General features: G+C 35.0%; 13 protein-coding genes, 1 pseudogene, 1 riboswitch and 1 other annotated feature. Of the genes and pseudogenes, 2 read left to right on the top strand and 12 right to left on the bottom strand.

The window, feature by feature from the left end; genetic code table 11:
• Window positions 1–154: 154 nt before the first annotated feature.
• Window positions 155–1,279: a macrolide family glycosyltransferase gene (locus CD032_RS09420; RefSeq protein ID WP_231099015.1), complete on the top strand. Its 1,125-nt coding sequence runs from the start codon at window positions 155–157 to the stop codon at window positions 1,277–1,279.
• A 110-nt stretch (window positions 1,280–1,389) separates the two neighbouring features.
• Here the strand turns inward: CD032_RS09420 and CD032_RS09415 are convergent, their stop codons facing one another.
• From CD032_RS09415 to hutH, 10 genes are all read right to left on the bottom strand, one after another.
• Entirely contained in the window at window positions 1,390–2,673 is a 1,284-nt protein-coding gene (locus tag CD032_RS09415) for an adenylosuccinate synthase (RefSeq protein WP_064264657.1), read from the bottom strand.
• Window positions 2,674–2,961: 288 nt separating this feature from the next.
• The gene (gene dnaB, locus CD032_RS09410; protein WP_040030058.1) at window positions 2,962–4,365 is read right to left on the bottom strand and encodes a replicative DNA helicase; all 1,404 of its coding nucleotides are present in this window, start codon (window positions 4,363–4,365) and stop codon (window positions 2,962–2,964) included.
• A 30-nt stretch (window positions 4,366–4,395) separates the two neighbouring features.
• Entirely contained in the window at window positions 4,396–4,842 is a 447-nt protein-coding gene (gene rplI, locus CD032_RS09405; RefSeq protein WP_019468525.1) for a 50S ribosomal protein L9, read from the bottom strand.
• Window positions 4,839–6,806 (bottom strand): DHH family phosphoesterase, encoded by a 1,968-nt coding sequence (locus CD032_RS09400; protein ID WP_040030057.1) that lies wholly within the window; start codon window positions 6,804–6,806, stop codon window positions 4,839–4,841. Before CD032_RS09400 ends, rplI begins: the two co-directional genes overlap by 4 nt.
• A gap of 14 nt (window positions 6,807–6,820) precedes the next feature.
• The gene (locus tag CD032_RS09395; RefSeq protein ID WP_171027037.1) at window positions 6,821–7,747 is read right to left on the bottom strand and encodes a DUF2232 domain-containing protein; all 927 of its coding nucleotides are present in this window, start codon (window positions 7,745–7,747) and stop codon (window positions 6,821–6,823) included.
• A 276-nt stretch (window positions 7,748–8,023) separates the two neighbouring features.
• Window positions 8,024–8,992 carry a homoserine O-acetyltransferase MetX gene (gene metX, locus CD032_RS09390; RefSeq protein ID WP_103211425.1) on the bottom strand — a complete coding sequence of 323 codons (969 nt, stop codon included), beginning with the start codon at window positions 8,990–8,992 and terminating at the stop codon, window positions 8,024–8,026.
• Between the two features lie 61 nt (window positions 8,993–9,053).
• Window positions 9,054–9,153: riboswitch (SAM riboswitch) on the bottom strand.
• A gap of 127 nt (window positions 9,154–9,280) precedes the next feature.
• Window positions 9,281–9,610 (bottom strand): AzlD domain-containing protein, encoded by a 330-nt coding sequence (locus CD032_RS09385; RefSeq protein ID WP_019468521.1) that lies wholly within the window; start codon window positions 9,608–9,610, stop codon window positions 9,281–9,283.
• Entirely contained in the window at window positions 9,607–10,302 is a 696-nt protein-coding gene (locus tag CD032_RS09380) for an AzlC family ABC transporter permease (RefSeq protein WP_019468520.1), read from the bottom strand. The genes CD032_RS09385 and CD032_RS09380 overlap by 4 nt, the downstream gene beginning before the upstream one ends.
• Window positions 10,303–10,745: 443 nt before the next feature.
• Complete coding sequence (gene serS, locus CD032_RS09375) at window positions 10,746–12,035, bottom strand: serine--tRNA ligase (protein WP_040030054.1); 1,290 nt, start codon at window positions 12,033–12,035, stop codon at window positions 10,746–10,748.
• A 66-nt stretch (window positions 12,036–12,101) separates the two neighbouring features.
• Window positions 12,102–12,298: a binding site (T-box leader), on the bottom strand.
• Window positions 12,299–12,389: 91 nt separating this feature from the next.
• On the bottom strand, window positions 12,390–13,892 hold the full coding sequence (gene hutH, locus CD032_RS09370) for a histidine ammonia-lyase (protein ID WP_071562290.1): 1,503 nt from the start codon (window positions 13,890–13,892) through the stop codon (window positions 12,390–12,392).
• 376 nt (window positions 13,893–14,268) lie between these two features.
• On the opposite strand from hutH, the gene CD032_RS09365 reads away from it, so the two are divergent.
• Window positions 14,269–15,084, top strand: a complete 816-nt coding sequence (locus CD032_RS09365; protein WP_406928398.1) for an NAD(P)H-hydrate dehydratase — start codon at window positions 14,269–14,271, stop codon at window positions 15,082–15,084.
• 180 nt (window positions 15,085–15,264) lie between these two features.
• Here the strand turns inward: CD032_RS09365 and CD032_RS13475 are convergent.
• Window positions 15,265–15,619 (bottom strand): annotated as a pseudogene (locus CD032_RS13475) (transposase); the annotation flags it as partial.
• Window positions 15,620–16,184: 565 nt separating this feature from the next.
• Entirely contained in the window at window positions 16,185–18,872 is a 2,688-nt protein-coding gene (gene gyrA, locus CD032_RS09355) for a DNA gyrase subunit A (protein WP_040030052.1), read from the bottom strand.
• Between the last annotated feature and the right edge of the window lie 33 nt (window positions 18,873–18,905).

Here is an 18,905-nt window from a genome sequence, read left to right as displayed (position 1 = left end):
TTTTGTGTTTTAAATTCATTTTGCTAAAATTATAATTAGTTTAAATAAGGAGGCGCAATATTGGCAAAAATATTATTTGTTAATCCAGGTTCTGCTGGACATGTAAACCCAACAATTGCAGTTGTTAAAGCATTAGTTGATCGCGGCGAAGAAGTTGTTTATTACGCTAGCGATATATAAAGATAAATTGAAAGATACTGGTGCTGAAATTAGAACGCTACCTACAGAAGCGATTATGACAGCATTCACTGATCATGAAAATCATCATTTGTTCAATGTTATCAATGGCTTATTAAAAACTGTAGATATCATTGTGCCACAAATTTTAAGAGAAACTGAAAATGAGCATTTTGATTATATGATTCATGATTCTATGTTTAGTTGTGGCTATATATTAGCGCAAAAATTGAATTTACCATCGATTTCATCTGTATCTTCATTTGCTCATACAAAGACATCTTTTGAAACATTTATTAATCATTTAACTTCTACTGTGAGCAAAGAAGAAATTCAACACGCTGATGAAACCTTTAATAATTTAAAAGCCCATGTTGAATCAACATATGATGTAACCATTCCTTCTCGTTTTGAAGTTATGAATAACCCGGGAAATATTAATATCACTTATGTAATGAAAGGTTTCCAAGTTGGTTATGACGCCTTTGATCCTGAATATTACAAGTTTGTTGGTCCTTCCATACTGGAACCTAAAGATTCTGGCTTTATGGACAACATTGATACCACACGACCAGTCGTCTATATTTCTCTTGGAACGGTATTTAATCAAAATATTGAATTTTTCAATCTCTGCTTTGAAGCATTTGCAAATATCGACGCTTCATTTGTTGTATCCATTGGTCATGATAATCAACTTGAAGATTTTAATGCGATACCATCTAATTTTACGGTTGCACATGTTGTTCCACAAACAGAATTATTGCAACATACGTCACTATTTTTAACACACGCGGGTATGAATAGTACGAATGAAGCGATGTTGATGGAAGTACCTATGTTAGCTTTTCCTCAAAGTGCAGATCAACCCGTTGTGGCTCGCCAAATCGAAAAACTACTTGTTGGTCGTCAGTTACAACTAGAAAATATAACGTCCCGAGAGTTAAAACAAATTGTCTTAGACATGCTAGATGATATACCGAACTATCAACGTAATATCAGAAAAGTTAAATCTATACAATCTAGTAATAAAACAGGTTATCAGTTAGCAGTCGATCACATTCTAAATTTTCGTGATCAATATGTAACACATTCAAATATATAAATAAAAAACACCTTGTAAAGATGGCCATATTAGGCTACATCAACAAGGTGTTTTTTCATTTCAACATTTTACTTTTTAAATTTATAAATCAGTTTTTATAGGTAAACGGCTTACCATAATGATTTTAATAAGTTTGTTTGATTACGATCTGGTCCTACAGAGAAGATTGAAATTTGAACGTCACATAATTCAGAGATACGTTCTAAATATCTACGTGCATTGTCTGGCAGCTCATCTAATGAGCGACAACCTGTAACATCTTCTGTCCAACCAGGTAATGTTTCAAAGATTGGCTTACAACGTTGTAAGTCTTTTAAATTCGCTGGATATTCAGTAATTTCTTTACCGTCCAATTCATACGCCGTACAAATCTTCACTTCTTTAAGGCCTGTTAAGACATCGATAGAGTTGATTGATAAATCAGTAATACCACTCGCACGACGAGAGTGACGTAATACAACTGAATCGAACCAACCTACACGACGTGGACGTCCAGTAGTTGTACCGTACTCACGGCCAACTTCACGGATGTGGTGTCCATCATCATCAAATAGTTCTGTTGGGAATGGGCCATCACCGACACGTGATGTATAAGCTTTACATACGCCAATGACTTTAGATACGTATGTTGGACCAACACCACCACCGACAGTGACATTACCTGCAACTGGGTTACTTGACGTAACGAATGGGTATGTACCGTGGTCGATATCTAACATAACGCCTTGAGCACCTTCAAATAATACTTTTTCTTCTGCTACAAATGCATCGTCCAATACTTTTGCAGTATCCGTAACGAACTCTGCTAAACGTTGGCCTGCTGCGTAATAAGTTTCAAAGATTTCTTCAAATGAAGGACATGCTTTATCAAACATACCTTTGAAATATGCTGATTTGTATTCAATATTTTCTTTTAATAATTTTTCAAACGTTTCTTTATCTAATAAATCTGCAACACGAATACCAATACGTTGTGCTTTATCTACATAAGCTGGACCGATACCTTTTTTCGTAGTACCGATTTTATTATCTCCACGACGTTCTTCTTCATATTCATCTTGTTTAATATGATAAGGTAAAATAACTTGCGCACGGTTTGAAATACGTAAATTATCTGTTGAAATACCTCTTTCATTTAAAGCGTCTAATTCTTTTAATAGTGCTACTGGATCGACAACGACACCGTTACCAATGACTGCTAATTTTTCTTTATAGAAAATACCAGATGGTACTAAGTGCAATTTATATGTTTCGCCACCAAATTTAATTGTGTGGCCTGCATTGTTACCGCCTGAAAAACGTGCAATAACATCTGCTTGTTCTGCTAAAAAGTCTGTGATTTTACCTTTACCTTCGTCTCCCCATTGTGTCCCAACAACTACGATTGATGACATATGAGCACCTCCAAGTTTTTCTCAATTAACCATTAAGTATTCTACCAATACCACACTAATAATGCAAACAAAAATCGAACATTGGTTTTTTACATTTTCTCGAATTTCATTAAATGTTTAAAAATGCAATTACACATCTTAAACATAGTGTCATCAAGGTTTTCAAAGCGATATCCATTTAATTACAACACATACTTCATTAAAAAAGAAAGAACCAAATGCAAAAAAACCGTACGATAAATAAACATATTTACAAATCGTACGGAAAAAATAAATTTTATTCTTTTTTTAACCCATGTCTGCATGTGCATAATCGATATCAGTAAATTTATTATACTGCTTCATAAAGTGTAATTTAACAGTACCTGTTGGACCATTACGTTGCTTCGCTATTATAATTTCAATCTCACCATTATCATCATTTGTTTTTGGTTCAAAGTTCGTATCTCCATCATCATCGTCTTCATCTTCGCCACGATTATAGTAATCATCACGATATAAGAATGCGACGATATCAGCATCTTGCTCGATTGATCCTGATTCACGAATGTCACTCATCATTGGTCGTTTGTCTTGACGTTGCTCTACGCCACGTGACAACTGACTTAGTGCAATGACTGGACATTCCATTTCTCTGGCAATCGCTTTTAATGTACGAGAAATCTCTGATACTTCTTGTTGTCGGTTATCTGAGAATCTTGAACCACTACCTGAGATTAATTGCAGATAATCAATCACTACCATGTCTAAACCGTGTTCTTGTTTTAAACGACGGCATTTTGAGCGAATATCTGTAATTCGAATACCTGGTGTATCATCAATAAATATCTTTGTTCTAGATAATTTACCTACTGCAATTGTAAAGCGATTCCAGTCTTCTTCTGTCATCATACCCGTTCTTAAACGGTTCGAATCTACGTTACCAGAACTACAAATCATACGTGTTGCTAGTTGATCCGCACCCATTTCTAGCGAGAATATACCGACTGAGAAATGGTCTTCATGCGTAGCAACTTTTTGTGCAATATTAAGTGCGAAGGCAGTCTTACCTACTGATGGTCTGGCAGCCAGAATGATTAGATCATTACGGTTAAAGCCCGCGGTCATCTGATCTAGATCTCGATAACCAGTTGGGATACCAGGTGTTTGACCACTATTTTGATCAAGTAATTCTGCATTCTCATACACTTCTCCAAGTACATCTCTAATATCTTTAAATCCATCGCTTTCACGTGTAGATGACAATTCTAATATTCGACGTTCTGCATCGTTCAATATTGTATCTAATTCTAATTCATCATTATAACCATCGTTAGCAATGCTATCGGCAGTTTGTATCAACTTACGTTTTGTCGCATGCTTAAATACGATATCTGTATAATATTGAATATTTCGAGTTGTCGGTACATTACTAGATAATTCTGCTAGATATTGTGGGCCACCCGCTTCATTCAGTCGTCCTTCATACGACAGTTGATCCATAATTGTAACCACGTCAATATCTTTATTATCTTCGTTGAGGTTCATCATGGCTCTAAAGATGTGTTGATGTGCGCCTCTATAAAAGGACTCAGGAAGTAAGACTTCCTGAGTTCTGTTTATCAATTCCGGATCTATGATAATGGCACCTAAGACAGATTGTTCAGCCTCATTACTGTGGGGCATTTGATTTTGTTCATACATTCCATCCATTATGATTACACCTCATATCTCAATCCGTTTTTATTGTTCAACTGTGTGTACACGAATTGTACCTTCTACTTCTTTATCTAATTTAACTGGTACATTTGTGTAACCCAATGCATGTATACCGTTTGGTAAATCCATTTTACGCTTGTCTATTTTAATATCATGTTGTTGTTGTAATGCTTGCGCGATTTGTTTTGTACTAACTGAACCGAATAATTTTCCAGCATCACCTGTTTTAGCAGATACTTCAACTTCAATATGACTTAATGTTTCTTTTAATTTTTTAGCATCTTCAATTTCTTGTTGGCGTTCCGCTTCTGCAGCTTCATTTTTCTTTTCAAGCTGTTTTAAATTACCTGGAGTAGCTTCTACTGCATAATTTTTCTTCAATAAGAAATTGTTTGCATAGCCTACAGGTACATCTTTAACTTCGCCTTTTTTACCTTTACCTTTAACATCTTGTGTGAATATTACTTTCATGAATTTTCACTCCTACTCATTTGTTCTGTTATAGCTTGTTGTAATTGTTCTATTGCTTCATCAACAGTGACATCTTTTAATTGTGTAGCTGCATTAGTTAAATGACCACCGCCACCAAGTGCTTCCATTGTCAATTGAACGTTAACTGCACCGAGTGATCGAGCAGACATACCGACTAGATTATCTTCTCTTCTAGCAACTACATACGAAGCTTCTACACCATCTAAACTTAACAGTTCATCAGCTGCTTGTGCAACTGTTACAGGATGATAGATTTTTTCGTTCGAACCATGTGCAATTGCGACACCGTTCTCTTGAAGTTTCACTGTTTGGATTAATTCAGTACGATTAATGTACGTATCTAAATCATCTTTCAAGAAATGTTGCGTTAATATTGTATCTGCACCATGTGCACGTAAATAACTTGCCGCATCAAATGTTCTTGAACCTGTACGTAATGTGAAATTACGTGTATCTACAATAATACCTGCAAAAATAATTGTCGACTCTAAACGTGTTAATCGTTGTTCTGTTGGTTGGTATTCTAGCAATTCAGTCACTAGCTCTGCAGTTGAACTTGCATATGGTTCCATATAAACAAGTAATGGGCTAGAGATAAAGCTTTCACCACGTCTATGATGATCGATCACAACTTTACGATTTGCCTTGTTTAATATGTTTTCGTCGATAACCATTTCAGGTTTATGCGTATCTACAACTACTAAAGTTGTCTTAGACGTCATGACATCCCATGCTTCATCAGATGTGATAAAACGCTCTTTTAGTTCAGGGTTTTCATCGACTGCATTCATCACACGACGCAGCGTCGGATCAATATCTGAATCATTTAACACAATATAAGCATCTAAGTTGTTCATCATAGCAAACCTTGAGACACCAATGGCTGCGCCTATAGCATCTAAGTCTGGACGCGTATGTCCCATAATGATGACTTTGTCGCCTTCCATTAAAATATCTTTTAATGCATGAGAGATAACACGTGCTCTTACACGTGTACGTTTTTCCATGGGGTCAGTCTTACCGCCATAGAAACGCACATTTCCGTTCATATGCTTAATTGCAACTTGGTCACCACCACGGCCTAGTGCTAAATCAAGTCCAGATTGAGATAATTCACCTAAATCGATTAAGTTCTCTGAACCTTCACCTACACCAATACTTAATGTCAATTGCGCACGGTAACCCACACTTTTTTCGCGTAATTGACTCAGTATACTAAAATTAGATGCTTCAACTTCATTTAGAATGCGTTGGTTTAAATAAGCAACAAATTGATCTGAACTATAACGTTTGAAATAAATGTCATATTCTGTTGCCCATCTACTTATGACGCGCGTAACCATTGAGTTAATTTCTGAACGTTGTGTATCATTCATATTTTGCGTAATTTCATCATAGTTATCTAAAAATAGTGTTGCAATAATTGGTTTAGATGCTTCATATAACTCTTGTGTATGTATTTCTTCAGTAATGTCGAAGAAATACAATACATGTTCTTTTTCTGAATATCTTACACGATAGTGATATTCATTTTCTTGAATTTCCACTTCTTGTGTTTTTTCTAACTGTTTTAATATATTAGGATATACTTCATTGACTGGATCAGAAATGACATTTCGATCTAGACGATCCGACATAAATTGGTTCATCCACTCTATGTTTTCATTTTCATCTAAGATAATCATCCCAATAGGTAACCTTTTAATAGCAGTATTACTGCTTGCTGAGATTTTTCCACTCAGATTATCTACATAGTTATCCAATTTTTGTAAAGCTTGTCTTACCATCAGTACTGTCCCTACGATTATGATGAGTAATACAACAGTAGCTATACCTGCAATCAATTGGTTAAAAATAAACCAAACGACGACAAGCGCTATCGCTGTAAGCACCATAATAATAAATGGTAAAATCAACGCTTTTTTAGTGGATTGACGGTTCATTTTTCCACCTCAAATCATTTTTTAATGATACGTTTTAAATTGATACATAAATCTACAAATCCCAGGAGACTCACAATATGTGTTAATGGCATTAAAATTGTCCCTATCACCATTAATAACACAGTAAGTGCTGGCGGCATTGATTTCGCTTTTCCGAAAAAGTGAATCACACTTAACCCCTGAATGTACATACATAATGATAACACAATTTCAAAGTTTAAGACGATGGTTTGAAACGCACTTGGTTGCGTTGAAAACATAACACAAATTAATACAATAACATACATCCATAAGACAGAACGCTTCATTTGCCAAGCATATAATGGTTTAAATATGGGTGTAGCGATTTTGAATTTACGCAAGATTGGAAAAGTGATAATTAAATTGATTAATATAAGTAGAAATACACCAACAATCATATAACTTGGTAGTTGCACTGCTGATTGGCGGAAAGTCTCTTCAAACATTTGTTTATAATCCGCGTTGACTGAAGCGCTAGAAATTATGTTATACATCTGTTCTTTAATCGGTTTGATTAATGATGTAGCACTTGGTATTTTTTTAAATGCTTGTAACACCATAAATGCAATTAATGCAATGATACTAATAAACGTTGTTGTTATATAAAGTATACGTTCTTTTGATGTACGTTCTTTTAATAATTGACCCACTACAACACTCACTACGAACAAGAGGATCATGATACTTAACACGAATATATTACCTAATAACGTAGTTAGCACAACTGTAATGACTGCCGTTAAGCCAAAAGATTCTACAGATTTATGCCATAAAATAATACCTGGAATTGTTGCAAATAAACTCAACACGAGTCCAAGTAGCGGTAATATATGTAAAGCTAAAGCTACTATAATTAACGTGATTACACTAAGTATAGTGGCTTTAGTATGTATTTTAGAAAACAAATTCGCCACTCCTATACAATTTTTGTCTATGTTTATTATTTTAACCTCTTTAAAACTTTTATACAATTATTGACAATTCTTTTTGTCAGAAGTTCAATATCAGCGACAAAATCTGAAAATGAGCGCCTTTTTAAATTACATCTCCTCGTTAATATCAACTTCAAATTTCACATTTTACTCACCATAAAAATAAGACGTCATAGGAACACAGTTATTTCCACTTTCATTTAAGTATAAAATAACTATCCCAGACGTCTTATAATACAAAACGAACTAAAATGTAGCATATCGTCATTTTCTTTTGAACTTGGAAACTTTTAAAAAGTGATACAAATTGGGTGCCCAATCGTTAAAGTTCAGTAAGAAACCATCATGTCCTACATTATCTGGCACAAACCAATGCTTATGATATTTAAATCGCGTACCTGTAGCATATACTAAATTTTCTGGATATAATAAATCATCCGTAAAGCCCATAGTCATAACTTTAGTATCTAGACGTCCAAACACTTCATCTACATCAGTACGATCTCTATCTATATCGTGGCTATCTAAGACGTCTAGCAGGGTTAAATAACTCAATGGATCAAAGTGCTTTTTGAACTTATTTCCCTGATGCTTCTGGTAGTTTACAACTTGGTCTGGTGTAAATCGTCTATCGTAACTTTTAGAAGAACGATACGTTAAGAAACCAAGTTGTCTTGCGATACTCATACCTTCACCATGATCTAATCGAATCGCCTGTCTCGCAATTTCATTAAATGCACGACTATATGAGGATGTCTTATCTGTTGCAGCTAAAATGACTGCTTTATCTACTTCAAATTTATGATTATACAATAATTCCAGCGCTTGCATACCTCCTAAAGACCCACCGATTAAAATACTAATTCGATCAAACCCTAATGTTTGAATACCTAATTCTATTGCATTGACAATATCACGCAATGTTAAATGCGTGGGGAAGTCAGCATCTGTAAGTGGCGAACTCGAGCCATATGGACTACCTATCACGTTGAATGTTAAAAATTGATAATCATGTATTGGCATGTACCCTCCATCTATAATCTCTCGCCACCAACCAGGATTGTCATCCGTCCCGTATGTCAAATGATTACCTGTCAGCGCATGGCATACAAGTACAAGTGGCTGCCCTTCATATCCAACATGTTCATAACGTAATTTTAAATTTAAGATCGTTTCACCTGATTCAGTTGTAAATGGCCCCAATTCTAATGTATCAACCGTATAATTTGTCATCATTTACCTCCTACTTAGTAAAAAAACTTCCTACCTATTTATAATAAGTAAGAAGTTACAATACTTATTATTCGAGCGAATCGTTGGTATTAGCACCGTGCTTCTAAAGTCGGTTGCTGAAGCTTCATTGGGCCAAGTCCCTCTGCTTCTCGAAATAAGATTTAATTTTAATTGTAAAAAGCTGTGTATAAATCAAACATCTATTTTAACAAGTATTCCTTCAAAATTATCAAAATTTTCTAATTATTGCTATTCTAACGGATAATGTGAACCACTTCAATAATATATTTAAAATATCCATCTTAAAACTGCCATTATTAAAATACCACTGACAATCGTAATCGTTAAACTCCGTGTAATAATGGCAATGATTATTGTTGGAAGCATCGTCACTAAAAACGGTAAATTAATACTATACACCATTGAACCTTCATGTTGTTCTAAGACGCCGTCTACAATCAATGCCGTAAATAATGTAATAGGAATGAAGGAAAGCCACTTTACAACTGTCTCAGATAGTTTAATTTTTGTAATTAATATAAACGGTATAATTCGTGTTAACCAAGTGACCACACCACATAAAACAATGATTAATAGCATATGTAAGGTCGTTGTCATTTATCGATCACCACCCCTAACCCCGCAGTAATTGTCGAAGCTAAGATAATTGCTACATATGAAGGCATAAAGAAACTTAAAATAAGCATTAATATGATCACACAAACAATTAATACTAAATATGTTTTAAATTGTGATTGCTTAATAGCATCAAATTGGGAAACAGCTAAGAATATAAACATTGCAGTAATAGCAAAATCTAACCCAAACGCATCTGGGTTTGTTATGTATTTACCAAAAACAGCACCAACAACACTTGCAAATGTCCAAAATAAATAAGCTGTGATATTTAATCCATGCAGCCATCGATCATTGATTTTTTCACCTTTTAGATGTGGTGTAATAGCGACACCAAATGTTTCATCTGTAATCAAAGAAGACATACCTATACGATTCCAAAACCCATATCCTTTATAACTTGGCGCTAAGGTCATACTTAATAAAAACATCCTAGAATTTACAATAAATGTCGTTAATACAATTGCAGAAATTGGAGTTCCAGCAATGACTAACGCACAAATAATGAATTGTGCCGCGCCAGCATAGACAAGTAAGCATAATAAAATGATTTCAATCAAATTGAAACCTGAAGCAACTGCAACAATACCAAATGAAAGACCAACACCAGCATAACCTAACAAAGTCGGTACACATTCTTTTACACCTTGCTTAAAAGTTAAATGTGTTGCCATCATGCCACCTCCCACACATTTTTTAAAAATAATAGAATTAGTTTAATACAAACTGAAAGAGACATTCAACGTTTTTAGACTTACGCATGTGTAACCTAAGACTTACGTTCGTCTAAAAATACTGTTATTCCAATGTTTTTAATTTCGGAATATTGTGTTTTTTATTTTAGACTTCCCTCTACTTTTTTGAATAAAATAAGGTATTTTTTCAAATTAAATAACCTGCAAAACAAGATATTTAACACCTCCCCTACCCTCTCTTTACTTTAAAAATATTTAAGATGTTTAGAAGATCAGAAGGATCATTATTCATATAAAATGAGAGGTTGAGACATCTATTTGTCCCAACCTCTATTTTTATTTCATCATTTTATGGTATCTATTTTGAAAGTTCAACGCTTAAGCTAGCTCAAATGCCACTGATGATATTCATTCAAACGAATCTATTTTTCTTTAACTGGGTGAATCACTGTTTTACCGCCCATATATGGTACTAATGCATCTGGAATAGTAACTGAACCATCTTCGTTTTGATAGTTTTCTACGATTGCAGCAAATGTACGACCTACTGCTAAACCACTACCATTCAATGTGTGCACTAATTCTGGTTTTGCTGTTTTATCACGTTTAAAACGAATGTTAGAACGGCGTGCTTGGAAATCTGTAATATTTGAGCAAGAGCTAATTTCTTTGTACTCATTATAGCTTGGTAACCAAACTTCTAAGTCATACGTTTTGCTTGAGCCAAAGCCTATGTCACCTGTACATAAAATAACTCTACGATACGGTAAGCCTAACTCTTCTAAAATTGCTTCTGCATGTTCTGTCATTTCTTCTAATGCTTGCCAAGAGTCTTCCGGTTTTTCAAAACGAACCATCTCTACTTTATCGAATTGGTGTAAACGGATTAATCCTCTTGTATCTCTACCAGCTGAACCCGCTTCACTACGATAACACGCTGATTGCGCTGTGAATTTAGCAGGTAAGACATCCGGACCAATAATTTCATTACGATAATAATTCGTTAATGGTACTTCTGCCGTTGGTATAGTATATAATCCTTCTTTTTCAATTTTGAATAAATCTTCTTCAAATTTTGGTAATTGTCCAGTACCATACATTGAATCAGCATTTACTAATTGTGGTACCATCATTTCTGTATAACCATGTTGCGTCGTATGTTTCGTGACCATATAGTTCATTAATGCTCTTTCTAACTGTGCGCCTTCGCCAGTTAAGAACACAAATCTTGCACCAGAAACTTTTGCACCGCGTTCAAAGTTAGCCATTTGTAATGACTCTACTAAATCCCAGTGTGCTTTTTCATCAAAATCAAATTTCCTTGGTGTACCCCAACGTTTTAATTCTACATTCTCTTCATCAGAATCACCCTCAGGCACATCATCATGAATTATATTTGGAATACGAGATAATAAGTCTTCTAGTTCTTTATCCACATTATTTAAATCATTGTCTAGAAGTTTGATGTCGTCACCTAATTTTCTCATTTCTGCGATAACATCATCTGCATTTTCTTTATTGCGTTTTTTCTCAGCAATTTCACCGCTCACTTTATTACGTTCAGCTTTCATTTCTTCAGCTTTACGAATTAACTCACGGCGTTTGTCATCAAGTGATAATACATCATCTACTACTTTTGTATCCATACCACGTTTTGCAACTTTGTCTTTTAAAAATTCTGGGTCCTTACGAAATAGTTTAATGTCTAACATGTCACTTTCCATCCTTTCAATTTCTATTTTTTTAAGAATAGAACACAAAAAAGACCACATCCCTGTACAAGGGACGTGGTCTTTACGCGTTGCCACCCTATTTAACAGCCAAAAGAGACTGCACTTTCACCAAAATAACGGTTAAACCCGATTGTTCTCATATAATAGGTAGATTCACATTGACTCTGGTTACTTGTTCTCACTAACCACAAGCTCTCTGAAACCAAAAGTACAATACTACTTAGCCTACGAACAATAGCTTTATTAACTTGATTTTAATATAGCAAATAACCTATCACTTTTCAAGGCCAAGGATATGCAATCGCTAAATGTTCATTAAAAATTCACTCAACCTTAATTAGCATAAGCGTGATCTAATAAATACTGTGAAACAGCTTCTATGTCTTTATGAAATTGGCGGTCTTCAGTGATAGATGGTACAACTTTTCGTAAAGATTGATATTTTTCATAGGTTTTAGGTGATAATTTTTCAACATCTTTATATTCTACTGCTTGAAGTGCGATGATTGCTTCTATTGCTAACACACGTCGTGCATTTTCAATCATTTGGTAACCATGGCGTGAAGCAATCGTCCCCATAGACACGTGGTCTTCTTGATTAGCTGATGATGGAATAGAATCTACACTAGCTGGGTGTGCGAGTGTCTTATTTTCCGAAACAAGACTTGCAGCTACATATTGCATGATCATTGCACCACTCTGTAAACCTGGTTGAGGGCTTAAAAACGCAGGTAAACCATTGTTCAATTGTGGGTTTACTAATCTCTCTAAACGTCTTTCTGAAACATTGGCTAATTCACTTACGCCTAACTTTAAGAAGTCTAACGCGAATGCAATCGGTTGACCATGGAAATTACCTCCAGAAATAACTAATGTCTCATCGTCTTCATCAAATATTAATGGATTATCGTTCGCCGCATTCATTTCAAATTCAAGCTTTTCTTTTACATAATTAAAAACTTGGAAGCTCGCGCCATGTATTTGTGGAATACAACGTAATGTATAAGCATCTTGTACGCGAATTTCTCCCTGTGTCGTTGTTAATTTAGAACCTTCAAGCCAGTCTAACATGCGTGAAGCAACATCTATCTGTTCTGGAAAATTTCGGACGCGATGCACTTTTTCATGATATGCATCCGTAATACCATTTAATGCTTGATGTGTAAGTGCAGCAATCCACTCGGCTTGGTAACCAATATCTTCCGCTTCTATATAATTAATTACACCTTGTGCAGTCATAGCTTGCGTGCCATTAATTAAAGCAAGACCTTCTTTAGCCTGTAAGCTCAAAGGTTCACGATTTAATAAATTTAAGACATGCCGGCTGTCTACTTCTTCACCTTTATAATAGACGCTACCTTCTCCAATCAGTGCTAAAGCTAAATGTGAAAGTGGTGCTAAATCACCTGAAGCACCAAGAGACCCTTGTTGTGGAATAACTGGAATAATTCTATTGTTAATAAAATAAATGATTTGATTTACTAAATCGATTGTCACACCAGAATGACCTTTTAGCAACGTGTTTAGACGTAAAACCATCATCACTAAGGCGACATCCTGTGAAAAAGGTTTTCCAATACCACATGCATGCGAACGAATTAAATTTACTTGTAATTGATTGTATTCTCCCTCATCAATACGCACATCACTAAATAAACCAAATCCAGTCGTTATACCATAAATTGTTTCTTTATCATCTATAATCTTTTCTACTGTTACCCGGCTCTGTTTTACACGTTCATATGCATCCTCTGTTACTTTTACATCATCACTTTGGTATAAAAAATCTTTAATTGCATTAATTGTTAAATTTTCACCATTAAGCTGTAATGTCATTTCCCCATCTCCTTACTTCTGATGATTTTCAATTAATTAGAGTATACGCTTCCATATTTTTAAGAACAATAGGTTCTTCCATATCCGTAACATGGTATTAAATTAGTATTTTAATAAGATAAAGAAGGCAAATTTATTATTTCTAAAAATAAACAAATTCTTAATGCTTTTACCTATTGACTAAAGTGCAAAGCAGGTATAATATTTTCTATTGTATTTAAAAAGTAGATTAATAAAAAAGCTACAGAGAAAACCTTTCATAAAGCTTATAAATACACAATTCTTATCAAAAAGTACAAACTTACGAATCAACAAAATAATGATCAAATATACAAATTAAAAGTTGAAATATCTAATATGATTAAAGGGGGTTTCAATGTTGGAAACAATTTCATCAGTAAGCATTCCAAAACGTAAAGATGAAACGCATAAAGGTGATTATGGCAAAATTCTTTTAATTGGAGGTAATGCGAATCTAGGTGGGGCAATCATGCTTGCTGCACGCGCTTGTGTCTATAGTGGCAGTGGTTTAATTACGGTAGCTACACATCCAACAAACCATGCTGCGCTACATTCACGTTGTCCTGAAGCAATGGTGATTGATATCAATGATACTAAAATGCTCACTAAAATGATTGAAAATACAGATTGTATCTTAATTGGTCCTGGGTTAGGGTGTGATTTCAAAGGAAATAATGCTATCACGTTCTTATTACAAAACATTCAACCACACCAAACACTTATAGTGGATGGAGATGCTATTACTATATTTAGTAAATTAAAGCCAGATATTCCAACTTGCAATGTTATTTTCACACCACACCAAAAAGAGTGGGAACGTTTAAGTGGCATTGCAATAGAAGAACAAACCTATGAACGTAATCGCGAAGTTGCTGATAGAATTGGAGCAACGATTGTATTAAAAATGCATGGCACTGAAATCTATTTCAAAGATGGAGATTACAAACTACCAATTGGTACACCTGCGATGGCTACAGGCGGTATGGGTGATACACTTGCCGGTATGATTACAAGTTTTGTAGGTCAATTCGACGACACGAAAGAAGCGGTTACGAGTGCTACTTATACACACAGTTATATCGGTGAAGAGCTATCAAAGAAAATGTATGTCGTACCACCTTCCCATTTAATTAGCGAAATTCCATATGCCATGAAAGCATTGGAAAGCTAAATAAATACCTAAGATATAAATATGTTAAATCAAAATAAAATGAGCCTGGAACATAAAGTTCTTGGACAAGTGAAAAAGGCAATTTCTATTGAATAATATAGAAATTGCCTTTTTAATATTGTTTTGATTATAGTTGTCTCGTGGAGCTACTACTTTTCTTATATTAAGTGCGTTAATACAAAGAACTAAAGATGCTAATAGGGCATCTACTTTAGGATTTACTCTAAAACGATTTATTGTTTTATAAGAAGGTGTTTGATTTTGTGATAGACACATGCATTCAGATACGATCATTTAGCAGTTTTTCTATTTTACAACCAAAACATATGAATTGTGTGTAGAGATATAGAATAATTATTAACATCATTTTGGGATGAAATGATGTAGCACCACGATGATGTTTAAATTCATCGAATGTATTTTCAAGGGTTGTTTCAACGTTTTTCTTCACATATCGTGACATATCATTTGTGGGATACTAAACTGAAGTTTCCATTGGTAGTGTATGTTGAGTCACGTAATAATTTTTATACATATGTGACTCTTTAATTTACATAGTGCTTATTAAATTATACGTAAAGGCCTTATTTTTTTGAACAACAAAATATAAATTGTAGCGATTTTGCATCGTGTGGACGCCCGGGTTAATGATATGAGCGAGAGACTACAGGCTCGAACCATATCCCCAGGCAAGCATGCACGATCAAAAATCGTAAGTTTTTATATAAAATGGACGCTTCCATCATGTGTTTTCATATTAAGTTATATATTTTGGTTAATTAAAAATATGACTTGCTATTAGCTTTATAAGTTAAATAATACGAAGCTGTTTCTATTGTATTAAACCACATTTCCTATAGCGATTTTGCATCGTGCTGACGCCCGGGGAAATGATATGAGTGAGAGACTACAGGCTCGAACCATATCCCCAGGCAAGCATGCACGATCAAAATCGTAAGTTTTTAAATATAAAGAGGACCAATCCATATTAAGGATTGACCCTCTAATTTTGAGAATGGGGATTTATGTCCCAAACTCACTTGTATATTTAAATTTTTCAATTTTTAATGTAACTATTGGTTTACTTCTAAAAATTGAGATTATTCGTCATCTTCGTTTTCAGTATCTTCATTATCACTATTATCGATGTCTTCATTGATACGGTCCATAAAGTCTTTTCTCACTTCTTGACGACCATCTTCATCTGTATCTTCTTCAACTTCGGTATGAACGACGCCTTCTGATAGATCATCAGTTACGACAGATTCTGATTGTTGACTGTCACTTGAAGTATCTTCAATTTGCTCATTCTCTGTTTCTTGAAGTTCAATTTCTTCAGCTTCTTTTTCTTCTTCATCTACTTTAGCAACTGTAGAAACAAATTGATCGTCGTTTAATTTAATCAATCTTACACCTTGGGCTGCACGTCCATTTTGTGAAATATCTTCAACGCCGATACGGATAATTACACCAGCATTTGTAACAATCATCAAGTCTTCTTTACCTTCGACGGATGTGATACATACAACTTGACCATTACGTTCTGTAATCGTAGCAGTCTTAATACCTTTACCACCACGGTTAGATAAACGATATTCACTAACTGGCGTACGTTTACCGTAGCCATTTTCAGTCACAACTAGAATTTCATCATCTGTTTCTGCTTTAGTAACATCTAATCCAACGACGCTGTCGCCTTCTCTTAATGTAATACCTTTAACACCAGCAGCTGTACGACCTAAAGGACGTAATGCTGATTCGTTAAAGCGGATTAAAGAACCATGAGCAGTACCAATTAATACATCATCTTCACCATCTGTTAATCTCACTGCAATCAATTCATCATCTTCTTTGAAACCAATCGCAATCTTACCGTTTTTATTAATGTGTGAGAAATTACGTAATGCTGAACGTTTAACGATACCTTTTAACGTTGCAAATACTAAGTAGTCTTCTTCACTTTCTAAATCTTTAACGGCAATCATTGTGCTAATCGTTTCATCATTATCCAGTTCAATCGCATTGACTACTGGGATACCTTTAGACTGACGGGAGAGTTCTGGCACTTCATAACCTTTAAGTTTATACACTCTACCTTTATTCGTGAAGAACAAGACATGATCGTGCGTACTCAAGGTAACAAGTTGACTTACAAAATCTTCTTCTAATGTTTGCATACCTTGTACACCACGACCACCGCGATGTTGAGCTCTATATGTTGAAACAGGTAGGCGTTTAATATAGTTATTGTGACTTAATGTAATGACGATTTGTTCTTCTGGGATTAGGTCTTCGTCTTCAATGTTGTCGAGACCACCCAATTGAATTTCTGTTTTACGTTCGTCACCATAGCGTTCACGAACATCAATTAACTCATCACGAACAAGTTGTAATAGTTTTTCTTCGTCTGCAAGAATCGCCTTTAGTTCTTCTATATATGCAATTAATTCATTATATTCAGATTCAATTTTATCTCTTTCTAAACCTGTTAAACGTCTTAATCGCATATCAAGGATGGCTTGCGCTTGTCGTTCAGTAAGTTTAAATTGTTCTTGCAAGCTTACCATTGCAACTTTATCTGTATCAGATTCACGGATCACACGTATAATTTCATCAATGTGGTCTAAAGCAATTCTTAAGCCTTCTAAAATATGTGCACGGTCTTGTGCCTTCTTCAAGTTGTATTCTGTTCTTCTTCTTACAACTATCTTTTGATGTTCAAGATATTCAACCAATGCTTCTTTAAGGTTAATCAATCTCGGTCTGCCATCAACTAAAGCAATCATGTTAACACCAAATGACGTTTGTAATGGTGTCTGTTTATACAAGTTATTTAATACAACACTGGCATTGGCATCTTTACGTATGTCAATCACAACACGCACGCCAGTACGTAAACTTGTTTCGTCACGTAAATCTGTAATGCCATCGATTTTTTTATCACGTGCCAATTCAGCAATTTTTTCAATCATGCGGGCTTTATTTACTTGATATGGAACCTCTGTTACAACGATACGTTGACGACCGCCACCACGTTCTTCAATTTCAGCTCTTGCTCTCATTTGAACAGAACCACGTCCAGTTTCAAATGCACGGCGTATACCACTTTTACCAAGAATAATACCTGCTGTAGGGAAGTCTGGCCCTTGGACATCTTCCATTAATTCTGCAATCGTAATATCTGGATTATAGCTTAAACTTAAAACGCCATTAATTACTTCAGTCAAGTTATGTGGCGGTATATTAGTAGCCATACCTACTGCGATACCTGATGCACCATTTACAAGTAAATTTGGAAATCTTGAAGGTAAGACTGCCGGCTCTCTTTCGTTACCGTCATAGTTATCAACAAAATCAATCGTATCTTTGTTAATATCCCTCAACATTTCGAGTGTGATTTTAGACATACGCGCTTCTGTATAACGCATCGCCGCTGCACCATCACCATCCATAGAACCAAAGTTACCTTGACCATCAATTAAAGGATATCGATAGCTGAAGTCCTGTGCCATTCTAACCATAGCTTCGTAAATTGAGGAGTCACCGTGAGGGTGATATTTACCCATAACATCCCCAACAATACGCGCAGATTTCTTATATGATTTATCAGGTGTCATACCTTGTTCGTGTAAGCCGTAAAGTATGCGTCGATGTACTGGTTTTAAACCATCTCTAACATCTGGTAGCGCACGTGAAACGATAACGCTCATCGCATAATCTAGGAACGATTCACGCATCTCATTCGTTATATTTCGTTCATTTATTCTTGATTCAGGTAATTCAGCCATCAAGATATCCTCCTTCAAAAATTCAGTTCATTG

It is taken from the genome of Staphylococcus cohnii subsp. cohnii, from assembly GCF_002902365.1.
GTDB lineage: Bacteria > Bacillota > Bacilli > Staphylococcales > Staphylococcaceae > Staphylococcus > Staphylococcus cohnii.
This window is presented reverse-complemented; position numbering and strand designations above follow the sequence as displayed.

Coding starts and splice junctions, on each gene's coding strand:
- CD032_RS09415 (WP_064264657.1), bottom strand. CDS start 2,673: ATGTCATCAATCGTAGTTGTTGGGACACAATGGGGAGACGAAGGTAAA.
- dnaB (WP_040030058.1), bottom strand. CDS start 4,365: ATGGATGGAATGTATGAACAAAATCAAATGCCCCACAGTAATGAGGCT.
- rplI (WP_019468525.1), bottom strand. CDS start 4,842: ATGAAAGTAATATTCACACAAGATGTTAAAGGTAAAGGTAAAAAAGGC.
- CD032_RS09400 (WP_040030057.1), bottom strand. CDS start 6,806: ATGAACCGTCAATCCACTAAAAAAGCGTTGATTTTACCATTTATTATT.
- metX (WP_103211425.1), bottom strand. CDS start 8,992: ATGACAAATTATACGGTTGATACATTAGAATTGGGGCCATTTACAACT.
- CD032_RS09385 (WP_019468521.1), bottom strand. CDS start 9,610: ATGACAACGACCTTACATATGCTATTAATCATTGTTTTATGTGGTGTG.
- CD032_RS09380 (WP_019468520.1), bottom strand. CDS start 10,302: ATGGCAACACATTTAACTTTTAAGCAAGGTGTAAAAGAATGTGTACCG.
- serS (WP_040030054.1), bottom strand. CDS start 12,035: ATGTTAGACATTAAACTATTTCGTAAGGACCCAGAATTTTTAAAAGAC.
- hutH (WP_071562290.1), bottom strand. CDS start 13,892: ATGACATTACAGCTTAATGGTGAAAATTTAACAATTAATGCAATTAAA.
- CD032_RS09365 (WP_406928398.1), top strand. CDS start 14,269: ATGTTGGAAACAATTTCATCAGTAAGCATTCCAAAACGTAAAGATGAA.
- gyrA (WP_040030052.1), bottom strand. CDS start 18,872: ATGGCTGAATTACCTGAATCAAGAATAAATGAACGAAATATAACGAAT.